Source organism: Pseudomonas sp. WOUb67, assembly GCF_050058005.1.
GTDB classification, from domain to species: Bacteria; Pseudomonadota; Gammaproteobacteria; order Pseudomonadales; family Pseudomonadaceae; genus Aquipseudomonas; species Aquipseudomonas putida_R.
Map to the genome: position 1 here is coordinate 1,247,312 of NZ_CP170112.1, position 15,960 is coordinate 1,263,271.

At 63.6% G+C, this 15,960-nt stretch carries 14 protein-coding genes; 12 read left to right on the forward strand and 2 right to left on the reverse strand.

Going from position 1 to position 15,960, the window contains the following annotated elements; translation table 11 throughout:
* The first annotated feature begins 53 nt into the window (after positions 1-53).
* Positions 54-1,337, forward strand: coding sequence for a putative hydroxymethylpyrimidine transporter CytX (cytX, locus tag ABOC32_RS05520; protein ID WP_426810357.1), 1,284 nt, complete (start codon positions 54-56; stop codon positions 1,335-1,337).
* Here the strand turns inward: cytX and ABOC32_RS05525 are convergent.
* The gene (locus ABOC32_RS05525; RefSeq protein ID WP_174370321.1) at positions 1,306-2,052 is read right to left on the reverse strand and encodes an RsiV family protein; all 747 of its coding nucleotides are present in this window, start codon (positions 2,050-2,052) and stop codon (positions 1,306-1,308) included. The two genes, cytX and ABOC32_RS05525, sit on opposite strands and share 32 nt — an antisense overlap.
* A gap of 185 nt (positions 2,053-2,237) precedes the next feature.
* Between ABOC32_RS05525 and ABOC32_RS05530 the strand changes: the two genes are divergently transcribed.
* From ABOC32_RS05530 to ABOC32_RS05575, 10 genes are all read left to right on the forward strand, one after another.
* Positions 2,238-2,855: an NUDIX domain-containing protein gene (locus ABOC32_RS05530; protein WP_086975234.1), complete on the forward strand. Its 618-nt coding sequence runs from the start codon at positions 2,238-2,240 to the stop codon at positions 2,853-2,855.
* Complete coding sequence (locus ABOC32_RS05535; RefSeq protein WP_086975235.1) at positions 2,846-3,298, forward strand: DUF1249 domain-containing protein; 453 nt, start codon at positions 2,846-2,848, stop codon at positions 3,296-3,298. The genes ABOC32_RS05530 and ABOC32_RS05535 overlap by 10 nt, the downstream gene beginning before the upstream one ends.
* 1 nt (position 3,299) lies before the next feature.
* Complete coding sequence (gene cpdA, locus ABOC32_RS05540; RefSeq protein WP_426810358.1) at positions 3,300-4,097, forward strand: 3',5'-cyclic-AMP phosphodiesterase; 798 nt, start codon at positions 3,300-3,302, stop codon at positions 4,095-4,097.
* 268 nt (positions 4,098-4,365) lie between these two features.
* Positions 4,366-4,974: a YqiA/YcfP family alpha/beta fold hydrolase gene (locus ABOC32_RS05545; protein ID WP_426810359.1), complete on the forward strand. Its 609-nt coding sequence runs from the start codon at positions 4,366-4,368 to the stop codon at positions 4,972-4,974.
* Between the two features lie 35 nt (positions 4,975-5,009).
* Entirely contained in the window at positions 5,010-6,914 is a 1,905-nt protein-coding gene (parE, locus tag ABOC32_RS05550) for a DNA topoisomerase IV subunit B (protein WP_300028396.1), read from the forward strand.
* On the forward strand, positions 6,911-7,897 hold the full coding sequence (locus ABOC32_RS05555) for an esterase-like activity of phytase family protein (RefSeq protein ID WP_234226671.1): 987 nt from the start codon (positions 6,911-6,913) through the stop codon (positions 7,895-7,897). Before parE ends, ABOC32_RS05555 begins: the two co-directional genes overlap by 4 nt.
* Positions 7,894-8,412 carry a retropepsin-like aspartic protease family protein gene (locus tag ABOC32_RS05560; RefSeq protein WP_426810360.1) on the forward strand — a complete coding sequence of 173 codons (519 nt, stop codon included), beginning with the start codon at positions 7,894-7,896 and terminating at the stop codon, positions 8,410-8,412. Before ABOC32_RS05555 ends, ABOC32_RS05560 begins: the two co-directional genes overlap by 4 nt.
* A 10-nt stretch (positions 8,413-8,422) precedes the next feature.
* On the forward strand, positions 8,423-10,681 hold the full coding sequence (parC, locus tag ABOC32_RS05565) for a DNA topoisomerase IV subunit A (protein WP_086975241.1): 2,259 nt from the start codon (positions 8,423-8,425) through the stop codon (positions 10,679-10,681).
* A 171-nt stretch (positions 10,682-10,852) separates the two neighbouring features.
* Positions 10,853-11,563, forward strand: a complete 711-nt coding sequence (locus tag ABOC32_RS05570; RefSeq protein WP_426810361.1) for a PqiC family protein — start codon at positions 10,853-10,855, stop codon at positions 11,561-11,563.
* Between the two features lie 108 nt (positions 11,564-11,671).
* Positions 11,672-12,891 (forward strand): IS3 family transposase gene (locus tag ABOC32_RS05575; RefSeq protein WP_426810362.1). Its coding sequence is split into 2 segments (ribosomal slippage): positions 11,672-12,020 and positions 12,020-12,891, totalling 1,221 coding nucleotides; the frame shifts between segments, so codons are not numbered across the junction.
* Between the two features lie 161 nt (positions 12,892-13,052).
* On the opposite strand, the gene ABOC32_RS05580 is transcribed toward ABOC32_RS05575, so the two are convergent.
* A complete protein-coding gene (locus ABOC32_RS05580) occupies positions 13,053-14,510 on the reverse strand; it encodes an AhpA/YtjB family protein (RefSeq protein WP_086975243.1) in 1,458 nt (485 codons plus the stop codon).
* 134 nt (positions 14,511-14,644) lie between these two features.
* Here ABOC32_RS05580 and serB point away from each other — a divergent pair, with 134 nt between their 5' ends.
* The gene (gene serB, locus ABOC32_RS05585) at positions 14,645-15,859 is read left to right on the forward strand and encodes a phosphoserine phosphatase SerB (protein ID WP_426810363.1); all 1,215 of its coding nucleotides are present in this window, start codon (positions 14,645-14,647) and stop codon (positions 15,857-15,859) included.
* The last annotated feature ends 101 nt before the right edge of the window (positions 15,860-15,960 follow it).

The window sequence follows — 15,960 nt, forward strand, 5'->3', positions numbered from 1 at the left end:
CGAAAGGGCCGGCCGATTCAGCGCAAATCTCAAACCTTTCGGCGATCATAACAATGACCACCCCCAGCCAATTCTCCCCCGACCACCCGGTCCCCACCCACCAGCGCATCTTCGGCGCCCGCGACCTGTTCTCGCTGTGGTTCTCCCTCGGCATCGGCCTGATGGTGCTGCAAGTCGGCGCCATGCTCGCCCCAGGCCTGGGCCTTGCCGGCGCGGTGCTGGCCATTGCCCTGGGCACCGGCGTGGGTGTGCTGTTGCTGGGCGCCGCCGGTGTCATCGGCAGCGACACCGGCCTGTCCGCCATGGGCACCCTGAAACTCAGCCTGGGCGGCCATGGCGCGCGCTTGCCGGCTGTGCTCAACCTGCTGCAGTTGGTCGGTTGGGGCGCGTTCGAGATCATCGTCATGCGCGATGCCGCCAGCCTGCTGGGTGCGCGAGCGTTCGGCGAGGACAGTGCCTGGAACAGCCCGATGCTCTGGACCCTGTGTTTCGGCGCCCTGGCCACCCTGCTGGCCGTCAGCGGGCCGCTGGCCTTCGTGCGCAAGGTGCTGCGCGCCTGGGGTATCTGGGTGTTGCTGGGCGCTTGCCTGTGGCTGACCTGGAACCTGTTCGCCAAGGCCGACCTGGCTGCACTGTGGGGCCGCGCCGGGGACGGTTCGATGTCGCTGGCCGTGGGCTTCGACATCGTCATCGCCATGCCGCTGTCCTGGCTGCCACTGATCGCCGACTACTCGCGCTTCGCCCGCAATGGCAAGCATGTATTCGGCGGCACGGTCATTGGCTATTTCATCGGCAACACCTGGCTGATGAGCCTGGGCGTGGCCTACACCCTGGCCTTCGCTGCCAGTGGTGAAGTCAATGCCCTGCTGCTGGCCCTGGCCGGCGCCGGCATGGGTATTCCGTTGCTGTTGATTTTGCTGGACGAGTCGGAAAAGGCCTTTGCCGACATCCACTCGGCAGCGGTTTCCACTGGCGTGCTGTTGCCTGTGAAAGTCGAGCACCTGGCGCTGGCCATCGGCGTGTTGTGCACCCTGATCGCCCTGCTGGCGCCGCTGGCCCAGTACGAGAACTTCCTGCTGCTGATCGGTTCGGTGTTCGCGCCGCTGTTTGGCGTGGTGCTGATGGACCACTACGTGGTTCGTCGCCGCCGCTTGCCGGCACAGGTCGGCGGCTTGCACTGGCAGGCGCTGGTGGCCTGGTTTACAGGGGTGGCGGTCTATCACCTGATCGCCGCGCAGGCACCGGAGCTGGGGGCTACCCTGCCAGCGTTGCTGCTGGCAGGTGTGCTGCATGGTTTACTGAGCCTTAGCCGCGGCCGGGAAACAGTTCAGGCTTGAGGACGCCATTCAGGCGCGGGTAGGGGATCTTCAGTTCCACGTGGCCCATGGAATAGGGCGCGATGGCATAGACCTCGTACTTGACCACGACTGCGCCGTACGTCAGGGCGATGTGCGGCGACTTCTTGAACGGCCAGGTTTTGACGAACTCGGCGTCCTTGTCCATGCCCACGCTCATCAGCCAGGCGCGGTGCGACTCCTCCACGGTTTTCCAGAAGGTGTCCTCCTGGCCTGGCACCAGCATGTCCTGCAGGGTCAGCACCTTGTCCAGCTTGCGCGAATAGTTGATGAAGCCGCGCCCAGGCATGCCGTGGGCGCCACCGCTGTCCAGGTAGCTGGACAACTCGATGATCACCAGCCCGTCATGCTGCTCGCGTACCTTGGCTTGCAGGTAACTGCTGTTACGTTTGTCGGCACTGGCCAGGTATTGCTGTTCGTAGGCCTGCAAGGTGCTTGGCGCGGTGCCATGCTGATTGTCTTCGGTCAGTTGCAGCAGGCGTTTTTCGACGATGCCGTCGAGCGCGGGCAGGGCCGGGAAGTGGACCATGTCGATGTTCACCAGCGGGCAGTCGCTCTCGCTGCAGCCGGGTTTGACATGCTCCCAGGCGTCGCGCTTGACCTCGAGCGGGGTCCGGTAGTTGGGCGTGAACAGGCTCTGGCAGGCGCCCAGAGCGAGTGCCAGCACGGCCACGGAAGTCAGTTTGACAAGTGTCATGATGATCCTTGCAGAACAGGGAAAAGTCGGCCTTTGACCGTCTGCGCGGCCTTCAGTTCGCCACTAAGCTAACAGAGTGAAGACGCGCTGTCCCGAGTGTGCGAACGGTTGCCGGAAAGGGGTGAAACGCGAAAGCGTGCAGAGTAGGATGGCGCGATGCGGTAATTGAGGTAACGAGGATTTCCATGTCAGACACGTTGAATTCGGTGCCCAAGGCGGTCGAGATCGTCAAGCGGGCCAACTGCTTCCAGGGCTTCTACAAGCTCGACAAGGTGCACCTGCGCCACGAGCTGTTTGCTGGTGGCATGGGCCGCGAGATCAGCCGCGAACTGTTTGTGCGCCATGATGCGGTGTGTGTGCTGCCTTACGACCCGTTGCGCGATGAAGTGGTGCTGATCGAGCAGTTCCGCGTCGGCGCACTGGACAAGGTTGCCAACCCTTGGCTGATCGAGATGGTGGCCGGGCTGATCGACAAGGATGAGCAACCCGAGGAAGTCGCCCACCGCGAAGCCGAGGAAGAAGCTGGCCTTGCGTTCAGCGCCCTGTGGCCGATGACCCGCTACTTCCCGTCGCCGGGCGGCAGTGACGAATACGTTCACCTGTTCCTCGGCCGTTGCAGCAGCGAGGGCGCCGGGGGCTTGCATGGCCTGGAAGAAGAGGGCGAAGACATCCGTGTGCGCGTGTGGTCGTTCGAGGATGCCCTGCAGGCGGTGCGCGACGGGCGCATCTGCAACGCGGCGACTATCATCGGCTTGCAATGGCTGGCGCTGAACCGTGACGAAGTACGAGGTATGTGGAAGTGAACTTGCTGCGCGAGCGCTATCGAGTCGACCTGGTCGGGCTGCAGGCTGCCTGCGAGGCCAACTACGCCCGGCTGATGCGCCTGTTGCCCGACATGCGCACCACCCAGAGCTCGCGCCGCATCGGCATGACCCAGGGCGACCAGATGCTCGGCGTGCTGGTGCTGGACGTGGTGTTGGCCTGCCCGTACACCACCACCCTGCATGTGCGCCAGGAGCACAGCCTGCCGTGGCTGCCGGTGCCGCACCTGGAGGTGCAGGTGTACCATGATGCACGCATGGCCGAAGTGGTCAGCGCCGAACACACCCGGCGCCTGCGCAGCATCTACCCGTATCCGAACGAGGCCGGGCATCAGCCGGACGAAAAGGCCCAGCTCAACCTGTTCCTCGGTGAATGGCTGAGCCACTGCCTGGCCTGTGGCCACGAACTGGCAAGCGTTCGTTGACATGCAGCCAGTTCAGACACGCCCTGTACATGTTGTGCAACTGACCGACGCCCATCTTTTCGCCGACCCGGCCGGCAGCATGCTGGGCCTGAATACTCGTGACAGCCTGCGCCATGTGGTGGCCCAGGTGCGGCGGGAGCAACCGCTTGTCGACGTGCTGTTGTGTACCGGCGACCTGTCCCAGGACGCCAGTGTTGCCTCTTATGAAGCGTTCCGTGAGCTGACTGCGCCGTTTGCCGTGCCCACCCGCTGGTTGCCGGGCAACCATGACGAGGCCCGGGTCATGGCCGAAGTGGCCCCGGAGCTGGTGCAGGCGGTGACCGATGTTGGCGCCTGGCGTATCGTCATGCTCAACACCGCGGTGCATGGGGCGACACACGGTCTGCTGGAGGATGACCAGCTGGCCGTGCTGGAAGCCGCCTTGAACGAGGCGGGTGAGCGGCATTGCCTGGTGTGTTTCCACCATCAGCCGGTGGACATCGGGTGCGCCTGGATCGCGCCGATCGGCTTGCGCAATGCCCAGGCCCTGTTCGCTATCGTCGAGGCTTATCCGCAGGTGCGGGCGTTGCTGTGGGGGCATGTGCACCAGGAATGGGATGAGCTGCGCGATGGCCGGCGCCTGCTGGCTACGCCTTCGACCTGCATCCAGTTCGCGCCACGCAGCGAGGACTTCAAGGTGAGCGAAGAGCAGCCGGGGTACCGCTGGCTGCGCCTGCATGCCGACGGGCGGCTGGAAACCGGAGTGGAGCGGGCGGTGGATTTCGATGTGAAGCTCGACTTCGATAGCCCAGGTTATTAGGGCTGGTTATTGCACGCACATCCCTTTGTAGGAGCAGCCTTGTGCTGCGAAGAGGCCCTTCCTGGCACAGACCATCTTTTGTCATGCCGGCCTCTTCGCAGCACAAGGCTGCTCCTACAAAGGCAGTGCATGCCCAGAGGTCGATTCTGGCAATTTGAAGAAATTATTGCGAAACCCGTTGTAATGCGTCAAAACCCGGCGAACGCGCTACACTGCGCGTCCCTGCGCCCGCATCATCAGGCGCGAAGCCACAGATTTCGGGGGCAGCATGTCGGGTTCCATCCTCTATATCCATGGCTTCAACAGCTCGCCGCTTTCAACCAAGGCGCGCCAGCTCGAAGCCGTGATGCAGCAACTGGGCCTGTCGGCCCAGCTACGCGTGCCCGCCATGCATCACCACCCGCGCCAAGCCATCGCCCAGCTCGAAGCGGCCATCGCCGAACTGGGCGCGCCGCTGCTGGTGGGCAGTTCGCTCGGCGGCTACTATGCCACCCATCTGGCCGAGCGCCATGGCCTCAAGGCCCTGTTGGTGAACCCTGCGGTAACGCCGCACAAGCATTTCGACGGGTACCTGGGCACTCAGCGCAACCACTACAGCGGTGAAACCTGGGAATTGACCCACGATCACGTGAAGGCCCTGGCCGAGCTGGAAGTGCCGGCCCCGGTAGATGCCAGCCGCTATCAAGTGTGGCTGCAGACTGCCGATGAAACCCTGGACTATCGCCACGCCGAGCGCTATTACCGTGCATGTGCCCTGCGTATCCAGGCCGGTGGCGACCACAGTTTCCAGGGCTTCGCCGAGCGCCTGCCGGCCCTGCTGGCCTTTGCCGGCATTGCTCGCGGGCAGTATGCGGCGCTCGATTTTTCTGTATTTTGACTTTTTTGCACTCACCAGACTGACGACGAGACCCTATGGCCAATCCCAGCGCTAGCGCCTATAACGCAGACGCCATCGAAGTCCTCTCGGGCCTTGACCCGGTCCGCAAGCGGCCGGGCATGTACACCGATACCAGCCGCCCCAACCACCTGGCCCAGGAAGTCATCGACAACAGTGTCGACGAAGCCCTGGCCGGCCACGCCCGTTCGGTGCAGGTCATCCTGCATGCCGACCACTCGCTGGAAGTCAGCGACGATGGCCGCGGCATGCCGGTGGACATCCACCCGGAAGAGGGCGTATCCGGGGTCGAGCTGATCCTTACCAAGCTGCACGCCGGCGGCAAGTTCTCCAACAAGAACTACCAGTTCTCCGGCGGTTTGCACGGTGTGGGCATCTCGGTGGTCAACGCCCTGTCGACCCAGGTGCGCGTGCGCGTCAAGCGTGACGGCAACGAATACCAGATGACCTTCGCCGATGGCTTCAAGGCCAGCGAGCTGGAAGTGGTCGGCTCGGTCGGCAAGCGCAACACCGGCACCAGCGTGTACTTCAGCCCCGACCCGAAGTACTTCGATTCGCCCAAGTTCTCCATCAGCCGCCTCAAGCATGTGCTCAAGGCCAAGGCCGTGCTGTGCCCGGGCCTGTTGGTCAGCTTCGAAGACAAGGCCAGCGGCGAGAAGGTCGAGTGGCACTATGAAGACGGCCTGCGTTCCTACCTGGTCGATGCGGTCAGCGAGTTCCAGCGCCTGCCTGACGAGCCGTTCTGCGGCAGCCTGGCGGGCAACAAGGAAGCCGCAGACTGGGCCTTGCTGTGGTTGCCAGAAGGTGGCGACAGCGTCCAGGAAAGCTACGTCAACCTGATCCCCACCGCTCAGGGCGGCACCCATGTCAACGGCCTGCGTCAGGGCCTGCTGGATGCCATGCGCGAGTTCTGCGAGTTCCGCAGCCTGCTACCGCGTGGCGTGAAGCTGGCGCCGGAGGACGTGTGGGAGCGCATTTCTTTCGTACTGTCGATGAAAATGCAGGAGCCGCAGTTCTCCGGCCAGACCAAAGAGCGCCTGTCCTCGCGTGAGGCGGCTGCCTTCGTCTCCGGCGTGGTCAAGGACGCATTCAGCTTGTGGCTCAACGCCCACCCCGAGCTGGGCATGCAACTGGCCGAGCTGGCCATCAGCAACGCCGGGCGCCGCCTCAAGGCCAGCAAGAAGGTCGAGCGCAAGCGCATCACCCAGGGCCCGGCACTGCCTGGCAAGCTGGCCGATTGCGCCGGCCAGGACCCGATGCGGGCCGAACTGTTCCTGGTCGAGGGGGACTCGGCAGGTGGCTCGGCCAAGCAGGCACGGGACAAGGAGTTCCAGGCGATCCTGCCGCTGCGCGGCAAGATCCTCAACACCTGGGAAGTGGACGGTGGCGAAGTCCTGGCCAGCCAGGAAGTGCACAACATCGCCGTGGCCATCGGCGTCGACCCGGGTGCCACAGACCTGGCGCAGCTGCGCTACGGTAAAGTCTGCATCCTCGCCGACGCCGACTCCGACGGCCTGCACATTGCCACGCTGCTGTGCGCGCTGTTCGTCCAGCACTTCCGGGCGCTGGTCGAGGCCGGGCATGTGTACGTGGCCATGCCGCCGCTGTACCGCATCGACCTGGGCAAGGAAATCTACTACGCCCTCGACGAAGCCGAGCGTGACGGCATCCTCGACCGGCTGGTGGCCGAGAAGAAGCGCGGCAAGCCGCAGGTCACCCGCTTCAAGGGCCTGGGCGAGATGAACCCGCCACAGCTGCGTGAAACCACCATGGACCCGAACACCCGGCGCCTGGTGCAACTGACCCTGGACGACGTTGAGGCCACCTGCGAGCTGATGGACAAGCTGCTGGCCAAGAAGCGCGCCGGTGACCGCAAGAGCTGGCTGGAGACCAAAGGCAACCTGGCAGAGGTCATGGTTTGATTCGGCAAGTACTTGCCGTTTGCCTAGCGCTGGTTGCCCTGCCTGCCCTGGCGGGTAACTGGCCGGAGCTGAAGCTCAGTGCCGAGCACCCGATCGACGGCATGCGCGGTGGCAACCTGTCTGGCCTGGTGGAATGCCGGGGCGGGCTGTGGGGCGTGTCCGACCGTGACGACGACCGCATCTACCGCTTCGACCAGCAGAACCCGACCTGGCGCGCGCAACCGCTCACCTTTACCCCGCCAACGCCGCCGGAAAGTGGCCTGCCATGGGGGCTGAAGTCGCGCAATTGGGCGGCGTCGTACATTCGCGGGGGCGAGCTGGATTTCGAAGGCATCACCTGTGACCAGGCGGGTAACCTGTACCTGGCCAGCGAAGCCCATGCCGCTGTGTTGCAGTTGCCGGTGGAAGGCGAGCCGGACTGGTTGAAGATCGACCCGGCCATGGTGCGCCAGGCCCGTGCCAGCGGCATGCTGCTGAACTTCAATGCCCTGTTCGAAGGCCTGGCGATCAACCCGGCGGGCGACCGCCTGTGGCTGGCCGCCGAACGCGAGCGCCGTGGCCTGGTGGCCATCGAGCGCCAGCAATCGGTGTGGACTTGCGGACGCAGCTGCGTGCTGCTGAGCGAGGCCGGGGTCGAGATGCAGCCGGCGCAAATGCCCAATGCCCGGGCACTGTCGCGCGATTTTGCCGACCTGGCCTGGTTCGAAGGCAAGCTGTTCACCCTCGAACGCAATGCCTACCGGGTCTGCCGGCGTGATACCGACAGCGGCAAGGTCGAGCGCTGCTGGTCGTTTGCTGCCGACGCCCTGGTCGAGGCGCGCCGTTACCCGCAACCGTTCGGCCTGGCCGAAGCGCTTGTGATCGATGCCAAGGGCGCCTGGATCGGCCTGGACAACAACAACGGTGCCCGTGCCGATGGCGAGACACGCCCGATCGTCTGGCGCTTTGATGCACCGGAAGGTGGCTGGAGCGCCAAGCCATGAGCCAGGCCCCGGGCAAGCGGGCGGGCAGGGTGCTGATGGTCCTCGCCTGGGCGGCGGCGATGTTCCTTGCCACGCGCTTTTTCGGCCAGTGGGAAGACAGCAAGCGCAACCCCAATGCCCAGGTGCAATCCGAACACGGCGAGGGTTTTGTCGAAGTGCGCCTGCTGGGCAACGGCCAGGGCCACTTCGTGGTGGATGGCGCCATCAACGGCCAGCCGGTGCATTTCATGCTCGACACCGGTGCCACCGATGTGGCGATCCCCGAGGCGTTGGCCCGTGAGCTGAGCCTTGAGCGCGGCAGCCCGGTGCTGCTCAGCACTGCCAATGGCCGCGCTGAAGGCTACCGCACGCGCCTGGCCAGCCTGCAACTGGGCGACATCCGCCTGCAGGACGTGCGCGCCACCGTGGTGCCGGGCCTGGACGGGCCCACCGTACTGCTGGGCATGAGTGCCCTGAAACAACTTGAATTTACCCAGCGCGGCGGCACCATGCTGTTGCGCCAGAACCTGAAATGACGAGGCCCGCATGAGCGACTCACTGGAACTCAGCCTGGACGGCGTCGAACGCCGCTCGCTGGCTGACTTCACCGAACAGGCCTACCTCAACTATTCCATGTACGTGATCATGGACCGCGCCTTGCCGCACATCGGCGATGGCCTTAAGCCGGTGCAGCGACGCATCGTCTATGCCATGAGCGAGTTGGGGCTCGATGCCGATGCCAAGCACAAGAAGTCGGCGCGTACCGTCGGTGACGTGCTCGGCAAGTTCCACCCCCACGGCGACTCGGCCTGCTACGAAGCCATGGTGCTGATGGCGCAGCCGTTCAGCTACCGCTACACCTTGGTCGACGGCCAGGGCAACTGGGGTGCGCCGGACGATCCGAAGTCGTTCGCCGCCATGCGTTATACCGAGGCGCGTTTGTCGCGCTACGCCGAAGTGCTGCTCAGCGAAGTGGGCCAAGGTACCGTGGATTGGGTGCCGAACTTCGATGGTACCCTGCAGGAGCCGGCGGTGCTGCCGGCGCGCCTGCCCAACATCCTGCTCAACGGCACCACCGGTATCGCCGTGGGCATGGCGACCGACGTGCCGCCGCACAACCTGCGTGAAGTGGCCAGCGCCTGCGTGCGCCTGCTCGACGAGCCCAAGGCCACCATCGAGCAGCTGTGCGAGCATATCCAGGGGCCGGATTACCCGACCGAGGCGGAAATCATCACGCCACGGGCAGAAATCCTCAAGATGTACGAAAGCGGCCGCGGCTCGATCCGCATGCGTGCCGTTTACCGCGTCGAGGATGGCGACATCGTTGTGACTGCGCTGCCGCACCAGGTCTCCGGGGCCAAGGTGCTGGAGCAGATCGCCGCACAGATGCAGGCCAAGAAGCTGCCAATGGTCGCCGACCTGCGTGACGAATCCGACCACGAAAACCCGTGCCGCATCGTCATCATCCCGCGCTCCAACCGTGTGGATGCCGACGAACTGATGCAGCACCTGTTCGCCACCACCGACCTGGAAAGCAGCTACCGGGTCAACGTCAATATCATTGGCCTGGACGGCCGCCCGCAGTTGAAGAACCTGCGGGCAATATTGGTGGAATGGCTGGAGTTTCGCACCAACACTGTCCGCCGCCGGCTGCAGCATCGCCTGGACAAGGTGGAACGGCGCCTGCACCTGCTGGATGGTTTGCTCACCGCATTCCTCAACCTGGATGAAGTGATCCACATCATCCGTACCGAGGAGCACCCCAAGCAGGCCCTGATTGCCCGGTTCGAGCTGAGCGAAATCCAGGCCGAGTACATCCTCGAGACCCGCCTGCGTCAGCTGGCGCGCCTGGAGGAGATGAAAATCCGCGGCGAGCAGGACGAACTGCTCAAGGAACAGGCCAAGCTGCAGGCGCTGCTGGGCAGCGAGGCCAAGCTGCGCAAGCTGGTGCGCAGCGAACTGATCAAGGATGCCGAAACCTACGGCGACGCACGCCGTTCGCCAATCGTCGAGCGCGTCGAAGCCAAGGCCCTGTCGGAAAACGAGCTGATGCCGACTGAGCCGGTCACCGTGGTGCTGTCGGAGAAGGGCTGGGTGCGTTGCGCCAAAGGCCACGACATCGACGCCACCGGCTTGTCGTACAAGGCCGGCGATGGCTTCAAGGCCGCCGCAGCCGGGCGTTCCAACCAGTTTGCCGTGCTCATCGACTCTACGGGCCGCAGTTATTCGGTGGCTGCTCACACATTGCCGTCGGCACGTGGCCAGGGCGAGCCGCTGACCGGCCGCCTGACGCCACCGCCAGGGGCCACTTTCGAGTGTGTGCTGTTGCCGGATGACGACGCGCTGTACGTGGTTGCCTCGGATGCGGGCTACGGCTTCGTGGTCAAGGGTGAAGACTTGCAGGCCAAGAACAAGGCCGGCAAGGGTTTGCTCAGCCTGCCCAACGGGGCCAAGGTCATGACCCCGCGCCCGGTGGCCAATCGCGAGCAGGACTGGCTGGCCGCGGTGACCACCGAAGGCCGCCTGCTGGTGTTCAAGGTCAGCGACTTGCCGCAGTTGGGCAAGGGCAAGGGCAACAAGATCATTGGCGTGCCGGGCGACCGGGTAGCCAGCCGTGAAGAATTTGTCACCGATCTGGCCGTGATTGCCGAAGGCGCGACCCTTGTATTGCAAGCCGGCAAGCGTACCCTGTCTCTGAAAGCGGACGACCTGGAGCACTACAAGGGCGAGCGCGGACGGCGAGGCAGCAAGCTGCCACGCGGCTTCCAGCGCGTCGATGGGTTGCAGGTGGAAGTGCCGGCGTAACGGGCAGAAATGTCTGGAACGGCAATTTCAGCGCCGTTCCGGGCATAAATGCTGGAGTCGGACGGTTATTTCGCGGATGATATGGCCCTTGCGGTGCCGACGTAGTCGTGTGCCCGTTTGAATCTATATGTATCACTGCGGTGGCCTGTAGGCGACCGCCTGGATGGGATGATGAAACTTCTGCGCCTTCCATTTGCGCTGTTGATGACTGGCCTGCTGGGCCTTGGCGGGTGCACCATGCATCAGCCGGTTGCCCTGTACCAGCTCGACAGTGGTGATCCTGGCCAGCCTTCGCAGAGTGCAGGCATGGCCGTGGTACTTGGCCCGGTATCGGTAGCCGATTACCTTCAGCGTGAAACGTTCCTGCAGCGTCAGGCCGACGGCAGCCTGAGCGCGGCGACTGACGGCCGTTGGGCGGGTAGCCTTTCGTCGGATATCGACCAGCTGCTGGTGCGCCAGCTCGCCTGGCGCCTGGACAGCCAGCGTGTGGTGCTGTCCCCGGCAACGGCCGGCTTCAACCCGGACGTGCAAGTGTTGCTGTCGATTACCCGCCTGGACTCGGGCACGAACCAGCCGGCAGTCCTGGATGCCCAGTGGCGCCTGCTGGACCGCCGTGGCCATGTACGTGACAACCGCATCATTCACCTCGAGCAACCGCACGGAGGTAGCGAGGCGTCGCAGGTGCAGGCCCAGGGCCAACTGTTGCAGAAGCTGGCCGAACAGCTGAGCACCGCGGTCAAACCGCTGGCCAACCAGCCGGCGATTGCCGAGGAGCCACCGAAAAAGCCCGCAGCGCCAGTGCAGGTGAAGAAGGAACCGGAGAAATCCAAGATCCCGATGGCCTCGCCGGTTCGCACCGATATGGAAGTCTATCGGTTCTGATCGAACTGCCAGCCACAAAAAAGCCCGCATCTTTGCGGGCTTTTTTGTGCTGCCTGTCCCGTCCTGAATAAGGTTTACACCTCCCATCCCGAATTTCCGGAGAAGCAGATGGAGCAAGGTGTAAAGCGCACGCAGCGAGATTACTCGCTGTCTTTTAAACTGGCCGTCGTTGATCAGATCGAAAAAGGCGAACTTACCTACAAGCAGGCCCAGGTGCGGTATGGCATCCAGGGTCGGTCGACGGTTCTGGTATGGTTGCGTAAGCATGGTCGCCAGGATTGGAGCCAAGGTGCCTCGATCCGAGACGAGAGGAGCTGCGCGATGTCTGACCCGAAAACGCTCACTCCAGAGCAGCGGATCAAAGAGCTTGAGCAACAGCTTGAACTGATGAGCCAGAAGGCCCAGTTTTTTGAGACGGTCGTTGATGTTCTGAAAAATGACTATGGTGTCTCGGTCGTAAAAAAGCGATCCGGCAAGTCCTCTCGCAAGGTCAAGTCGTAGGACTGAGCATTGCCAGGGCTTGTCAGTTTCTAGGCATCAGTCGACAGGCTTACTACAAGCGCAACCGAGCGGCTGATGGCAAAGAGCGCCAGGCTGATCGGGTGGTTGAGTTTGTTCAGCAAGTCCGGATGCGCCAGCCTCGTCTGGGTACACGCAAATTGCACTATCTGCTGCATTGCCAACCTGACAAACGATTCCAAGTCGGCCGAGATAGGCTGTTCCAGGTTTTGGGAGAGCGCCGTTTGCTAGTGCTGCCTAAGCGGGCCTACCACAAGACAACACAAAGCTTTCATCGCTTTTACCGCCATCCCAACTTACTCAAGCCGGGCCCAAGCCAAGTCGTTCCGACAAGGCCAGAGCACGTCTGGGTTGCCGATATTACTTACCTGCCCGCACGTAACGGCCCGCTGTACCTGAGCCTGGTAACGGATGCGTACTCCAGGAAAATTGTTGGCCACCATGTCCATGAAAGCCTGCATGCCGAGTCAGTGGCGCAAGCCTTCAAGCAGGCATTACGAAAGCGACGTCGTCGCCAGCCATTAGTCCACCATTCGGATCGAGGCATCCAATATTGCTCGGCGCTGTACCAGTCACTGCACCAACGGCACGATGTTCAGTGCTCCATGACTGATGGGTATGACTGCTACCAGAACGCGCTGGCCGAGCGAATCAACGGAATCATCAAGATGGAGCTGCTGTTGAGCAGCCCTGAAGATCTTGAGCAGGCGAGGCAGATGGTTGACGAGGCAGTGCAGATCTACAACACAGAACGGCCCCATATGGCCCTGAAAAACAAAACGCCCGATGCAGTGCATCGGGCGTTTTGAGGCCTGTCGGCCTACCTGAACAGGTGTAAACCTATTTCAGGACTAGACAGCCTGTGCCGGCCCCTTCGCGGGTAAACCCGCTCCCACAGGGATATCACTACCCTTGAGGCCTGCGCAGGACCTGTGGGAGCGGGTTTACCCGCGAAGAAGCCGGCGCGGTATCAGGCCCTGCGCTCGTGCATGCGGGCCAGTTGCCGTTCCAGCATCGATGGGTAAGGCTCCATCAAGCGCTCAACGCAGCAGGCACCCTCAGGGCTGGCAATCGGGCGAATGCGGGCACGCTGGCGAATCAGTGCGTCATCGCTGATCTGCCGCTCCACCAGCAACAGGTTGCGGCTGTGCTGCGACAGCGCCAGGGCATCCTGGGCCTTTTCGGCCATCAGCAGGTCCACCAGCTCCAGCCCTTGCAGGTCGTTGCCCAGCACCAGGCCCAGTTGCAATTGCAGGGTGATGCCGCTGTCGGCCACTTCGATCTGCAGGGCATGGCCCAAGGCACGCAGCAGCTCACCGCAGCAGATAGCGTTGGTCAGGTAATCCTCGCCACAGTCGCGGCTATGGAACAGCACCAGGGTGCTGCCATCGTTGAGCGTGTGGGTTTCACCGTCGTAGAGCGAGGCAGCATGCTCCAGGCAATCGCGGTAGCGGTCAGTCAGCTCGGTGAGGCGTGTGCGCGGCAGGCGGCGCAGTTGTTCCTGCGAGCCCAGTTGCACGGCAAGTACGGCGCTGTACTGCGGCTCGTCAGATTCGACCGGGGCGGCTTTGGGCGCACTCTCGTCGTCCATGAGGCCGGCAAAGGCTTCGTCGTCATCTTCGTCAGCCAGTGCGGCAACCTTGGGGCGCGGTGCGGCCTTGGGGGCCGGCGCTGCGTCGTGGAAGTCGTCAAACTGCTCGTCGTCCTCTTCCTCCAGCTCTGGTTCCGGCGGCGGCGGCGGAGCCAGGCGCGCATGCAGTTGGCGGGCGATGTCGCCGATCTCGTCCTGGCGGTCGGTGGCCGGGGTATAGGGCTGCGGGTCACGCAGCCACACCCGCAACTGCAGCAGCGGCAGGGTGATGAAACGGCCCTGTCGCAGGCTCAGGCTGAGGGCCAGCGCCAGCAGGATGGCCGCCATGATGCCCATGCTCTGCAGGCTGATCAGCATCGGCTGCTGGAACTGGCTCATGTCCAGGCTGATGCGCAGTTGCCCGGCCGTCACGTCCTGGAAGGTGATCTTGGTCTGGTACAGGCCCTCGGCCTCGCCCAGCAGGCTGTTGCGCGGGCGCTGGCCGGCCTCGGCGAGGATGCGGTTGTCCACGCTGTAGATGGCCGCGTGGGCCACCAGCGGGTTTTTCACCAGGTTGCCCAGCAGCACGTTGAGACTGAGGATGTCGTTGGACACCAGCAGCTCGGTCGCCGAGGTGGCGGTCTGCGTGGTCAGGCTCTGGCCAAGGGCGTCGGCCTGCTCGTGCATGGCCTGCTTGAACTGCAGGCCCATCACGCAGGCATAGATCACCAGCGCCAGCGCGACCAGGAAGATGTTGGTGCAGGCGATTCGCAGCGCCAGCGGCACGCGACGTTGACTGAGGGCACGATAGATCATCAGGAAGAAGTTGTCTGGTTTGACGGGCGTGGGCCGGTTCACTGAGCTCGGCTCTTAATGGCAGAAAGTGTGGGGCAGTATAGCGACCCGGGTTTTGTCGGCAAAGTATCGTTGGCGCCCGATGGTCACGGAAAATCGGTAGAATGCGCATTTTTCATCGAAGTCGGAGCCAGGTTGTGCGCGAAATCGTCCTGATCAACATCACCGGTGAGGACCGTCCCGGTCTCACTGCGGCTATCACCGGCGTCCTGCTGCAGGGCGGTGTGAGCATCCTCGACATCGGCCTGGCGGTCATGCACGGCACTTTGTCGTTCGGTATCCTGGTCGACATCCCGGACAACGAAGTGGCTACCGCCCTGCTGCAAAGCGTGCAGGGCAAGGCCCACGAGCTGAACCTGCAGGCCCGCTACACGCCGATTTCCGAGGCGGACTACCAGCACTGGGCTGACGGCCAGGGCGAAGCGCGCCACATCGTCACCCTGCTCAGCCGCAAGATCACCCCCGAGCAACTGCAGCGGGTGAGTGCGGTGATCAGCCAGTACGGCCTGACCATCGAGCGTATCGAGCGCCTGTCGGCGCGTGTGGCGCTGGATGCCGAAACCGACAAGGGCAAAGCGGCCATCGAAATCTCCGTGCGCGGCGCGCCGAGCGATGCCCAGGCCCTGCGTGCCGACTTCTTTGCCCTGGCCGAAGCGCTGAGCATCGACATCGCCTTCCAGAAGGACGACCTGTTCCGCCGCAACCGCCGTCTGGCGGTGTTCGACATGGACTCGACGCTGATCGAAGCCGAAGTCATCGACGAACTGGCCAAGGCGGCCGGTGTGGGTGAGCAGGTGGCCGCGATCACCGAGCGCGCCATGCGCGGTGAGCTGGACTTCCGCGCCAGCTTCAAGGAGCGCATGGCGCTGCTCAAGGGCCTGGATGTGGGTGTGCTGGACGAAATCGGTGCCTCGCTGCGCCTGACCGAGGGTGCCGAAAACCTGTTCGCCGAGCTCAAGCGCCTGGGTTACAAGACTGCGATCCTGTCCGGTGGCTTTACCTACTTTGCCCGCCAGGTGCAGGCGCGCCTGGGTATCGACTATGTGTTCGCCAACGAGCTGGAAGTGGTCGACGGCAAGGTGACCGGTGTGGCTGTCGAGCCGATCGTCGATGCCCAGCGCAAGGCCGAGCTGCTGCAAAAGCTGGCCAACGAAGAAGGCTTGCAGCTGGAGCAGACCATTGCCGTGGGTGATGGCGCCAACGACCTGCCGATGCTGTCGCTGGCCGGCCTGGGCGTAGCGTTCCGCGCCAAGCCGCTGGTGCGCCAGTCGGCCAAGCAAGCCATTTCCACCCTCGGGCTGGATGGCGTGTTGTACCTGCTGGGCCTGCGCGACCGCGACGCCCGCGGCTAGATTGCCGTTGTATCTTCAGCGCCTGTGAAATCGAGCGCCGCCCGCGCGGCGCTTCGCAGCACAAGGCTGCTCCTACATTTGTTTCGGGCCAATAATTTCTG

Coding starts and splice junctions, on each gene's coding strand:
- cytX (WP_426810357.1), top strand. CDS start 54: ATGACCACCCCCAGCCAATTCTCCCCCGACCACCCGGTCCCCACCCAC.
- cpdA (WP_426810358.1), top strand. CDS start 3,300: ATGCAGCCAGTTCAGACACGCCCTGTACATGTTGTGCAACTGACCGAC.
- parC (WP_086975241.1), top strand. CDS start 8,423: ATGAGCGACTCACTGGAACTCAGCCTGGACGGCGTCGAACGCCGCTCG.
- ABOC32_RS05525 (WP_174370321.1), bottom strand. CDS start 2,052: ATGACACTTGTCAAACTGACTTCCGTGGCCGTGCTGGCACTCGCTCTG.
- ABOC32_RS05530 (WP_086975234.1), top strand. CDS start 2,238: ATGTCAGACACGTTGAATTCGGTGCCCAAGGCGGTCGAGATCGTCAAG.
- ABOC32_RS05560 (WP_426810360.1), top strand. CDS start 7,894: ATGAGCCAGGCCCCGGGCAAGCGGGCGGGCAGGGTGCTGATGGTCCTC.
- ABOC32_RS05570 (WP_426810361.1), top strand. CDS start 10,853: ATGAAACTTCTGCGCCTTCCATTTGCGCTGTTGATGACTGGCCTGCTG.
- parE (WP_300028396.1), top strand. CDS start 5,010: ATGGCCAATCCCAGCGCTAGCGCCTATAACGCAGACGCCATCGAAGTC.
- ABOC32_RS05545 (WP_426810359.1), top strand. CDS start 4,366: ATGTCGGGTTCCATCCTCTATATCCATGGCTTCAACAGCTCGCCGCTT.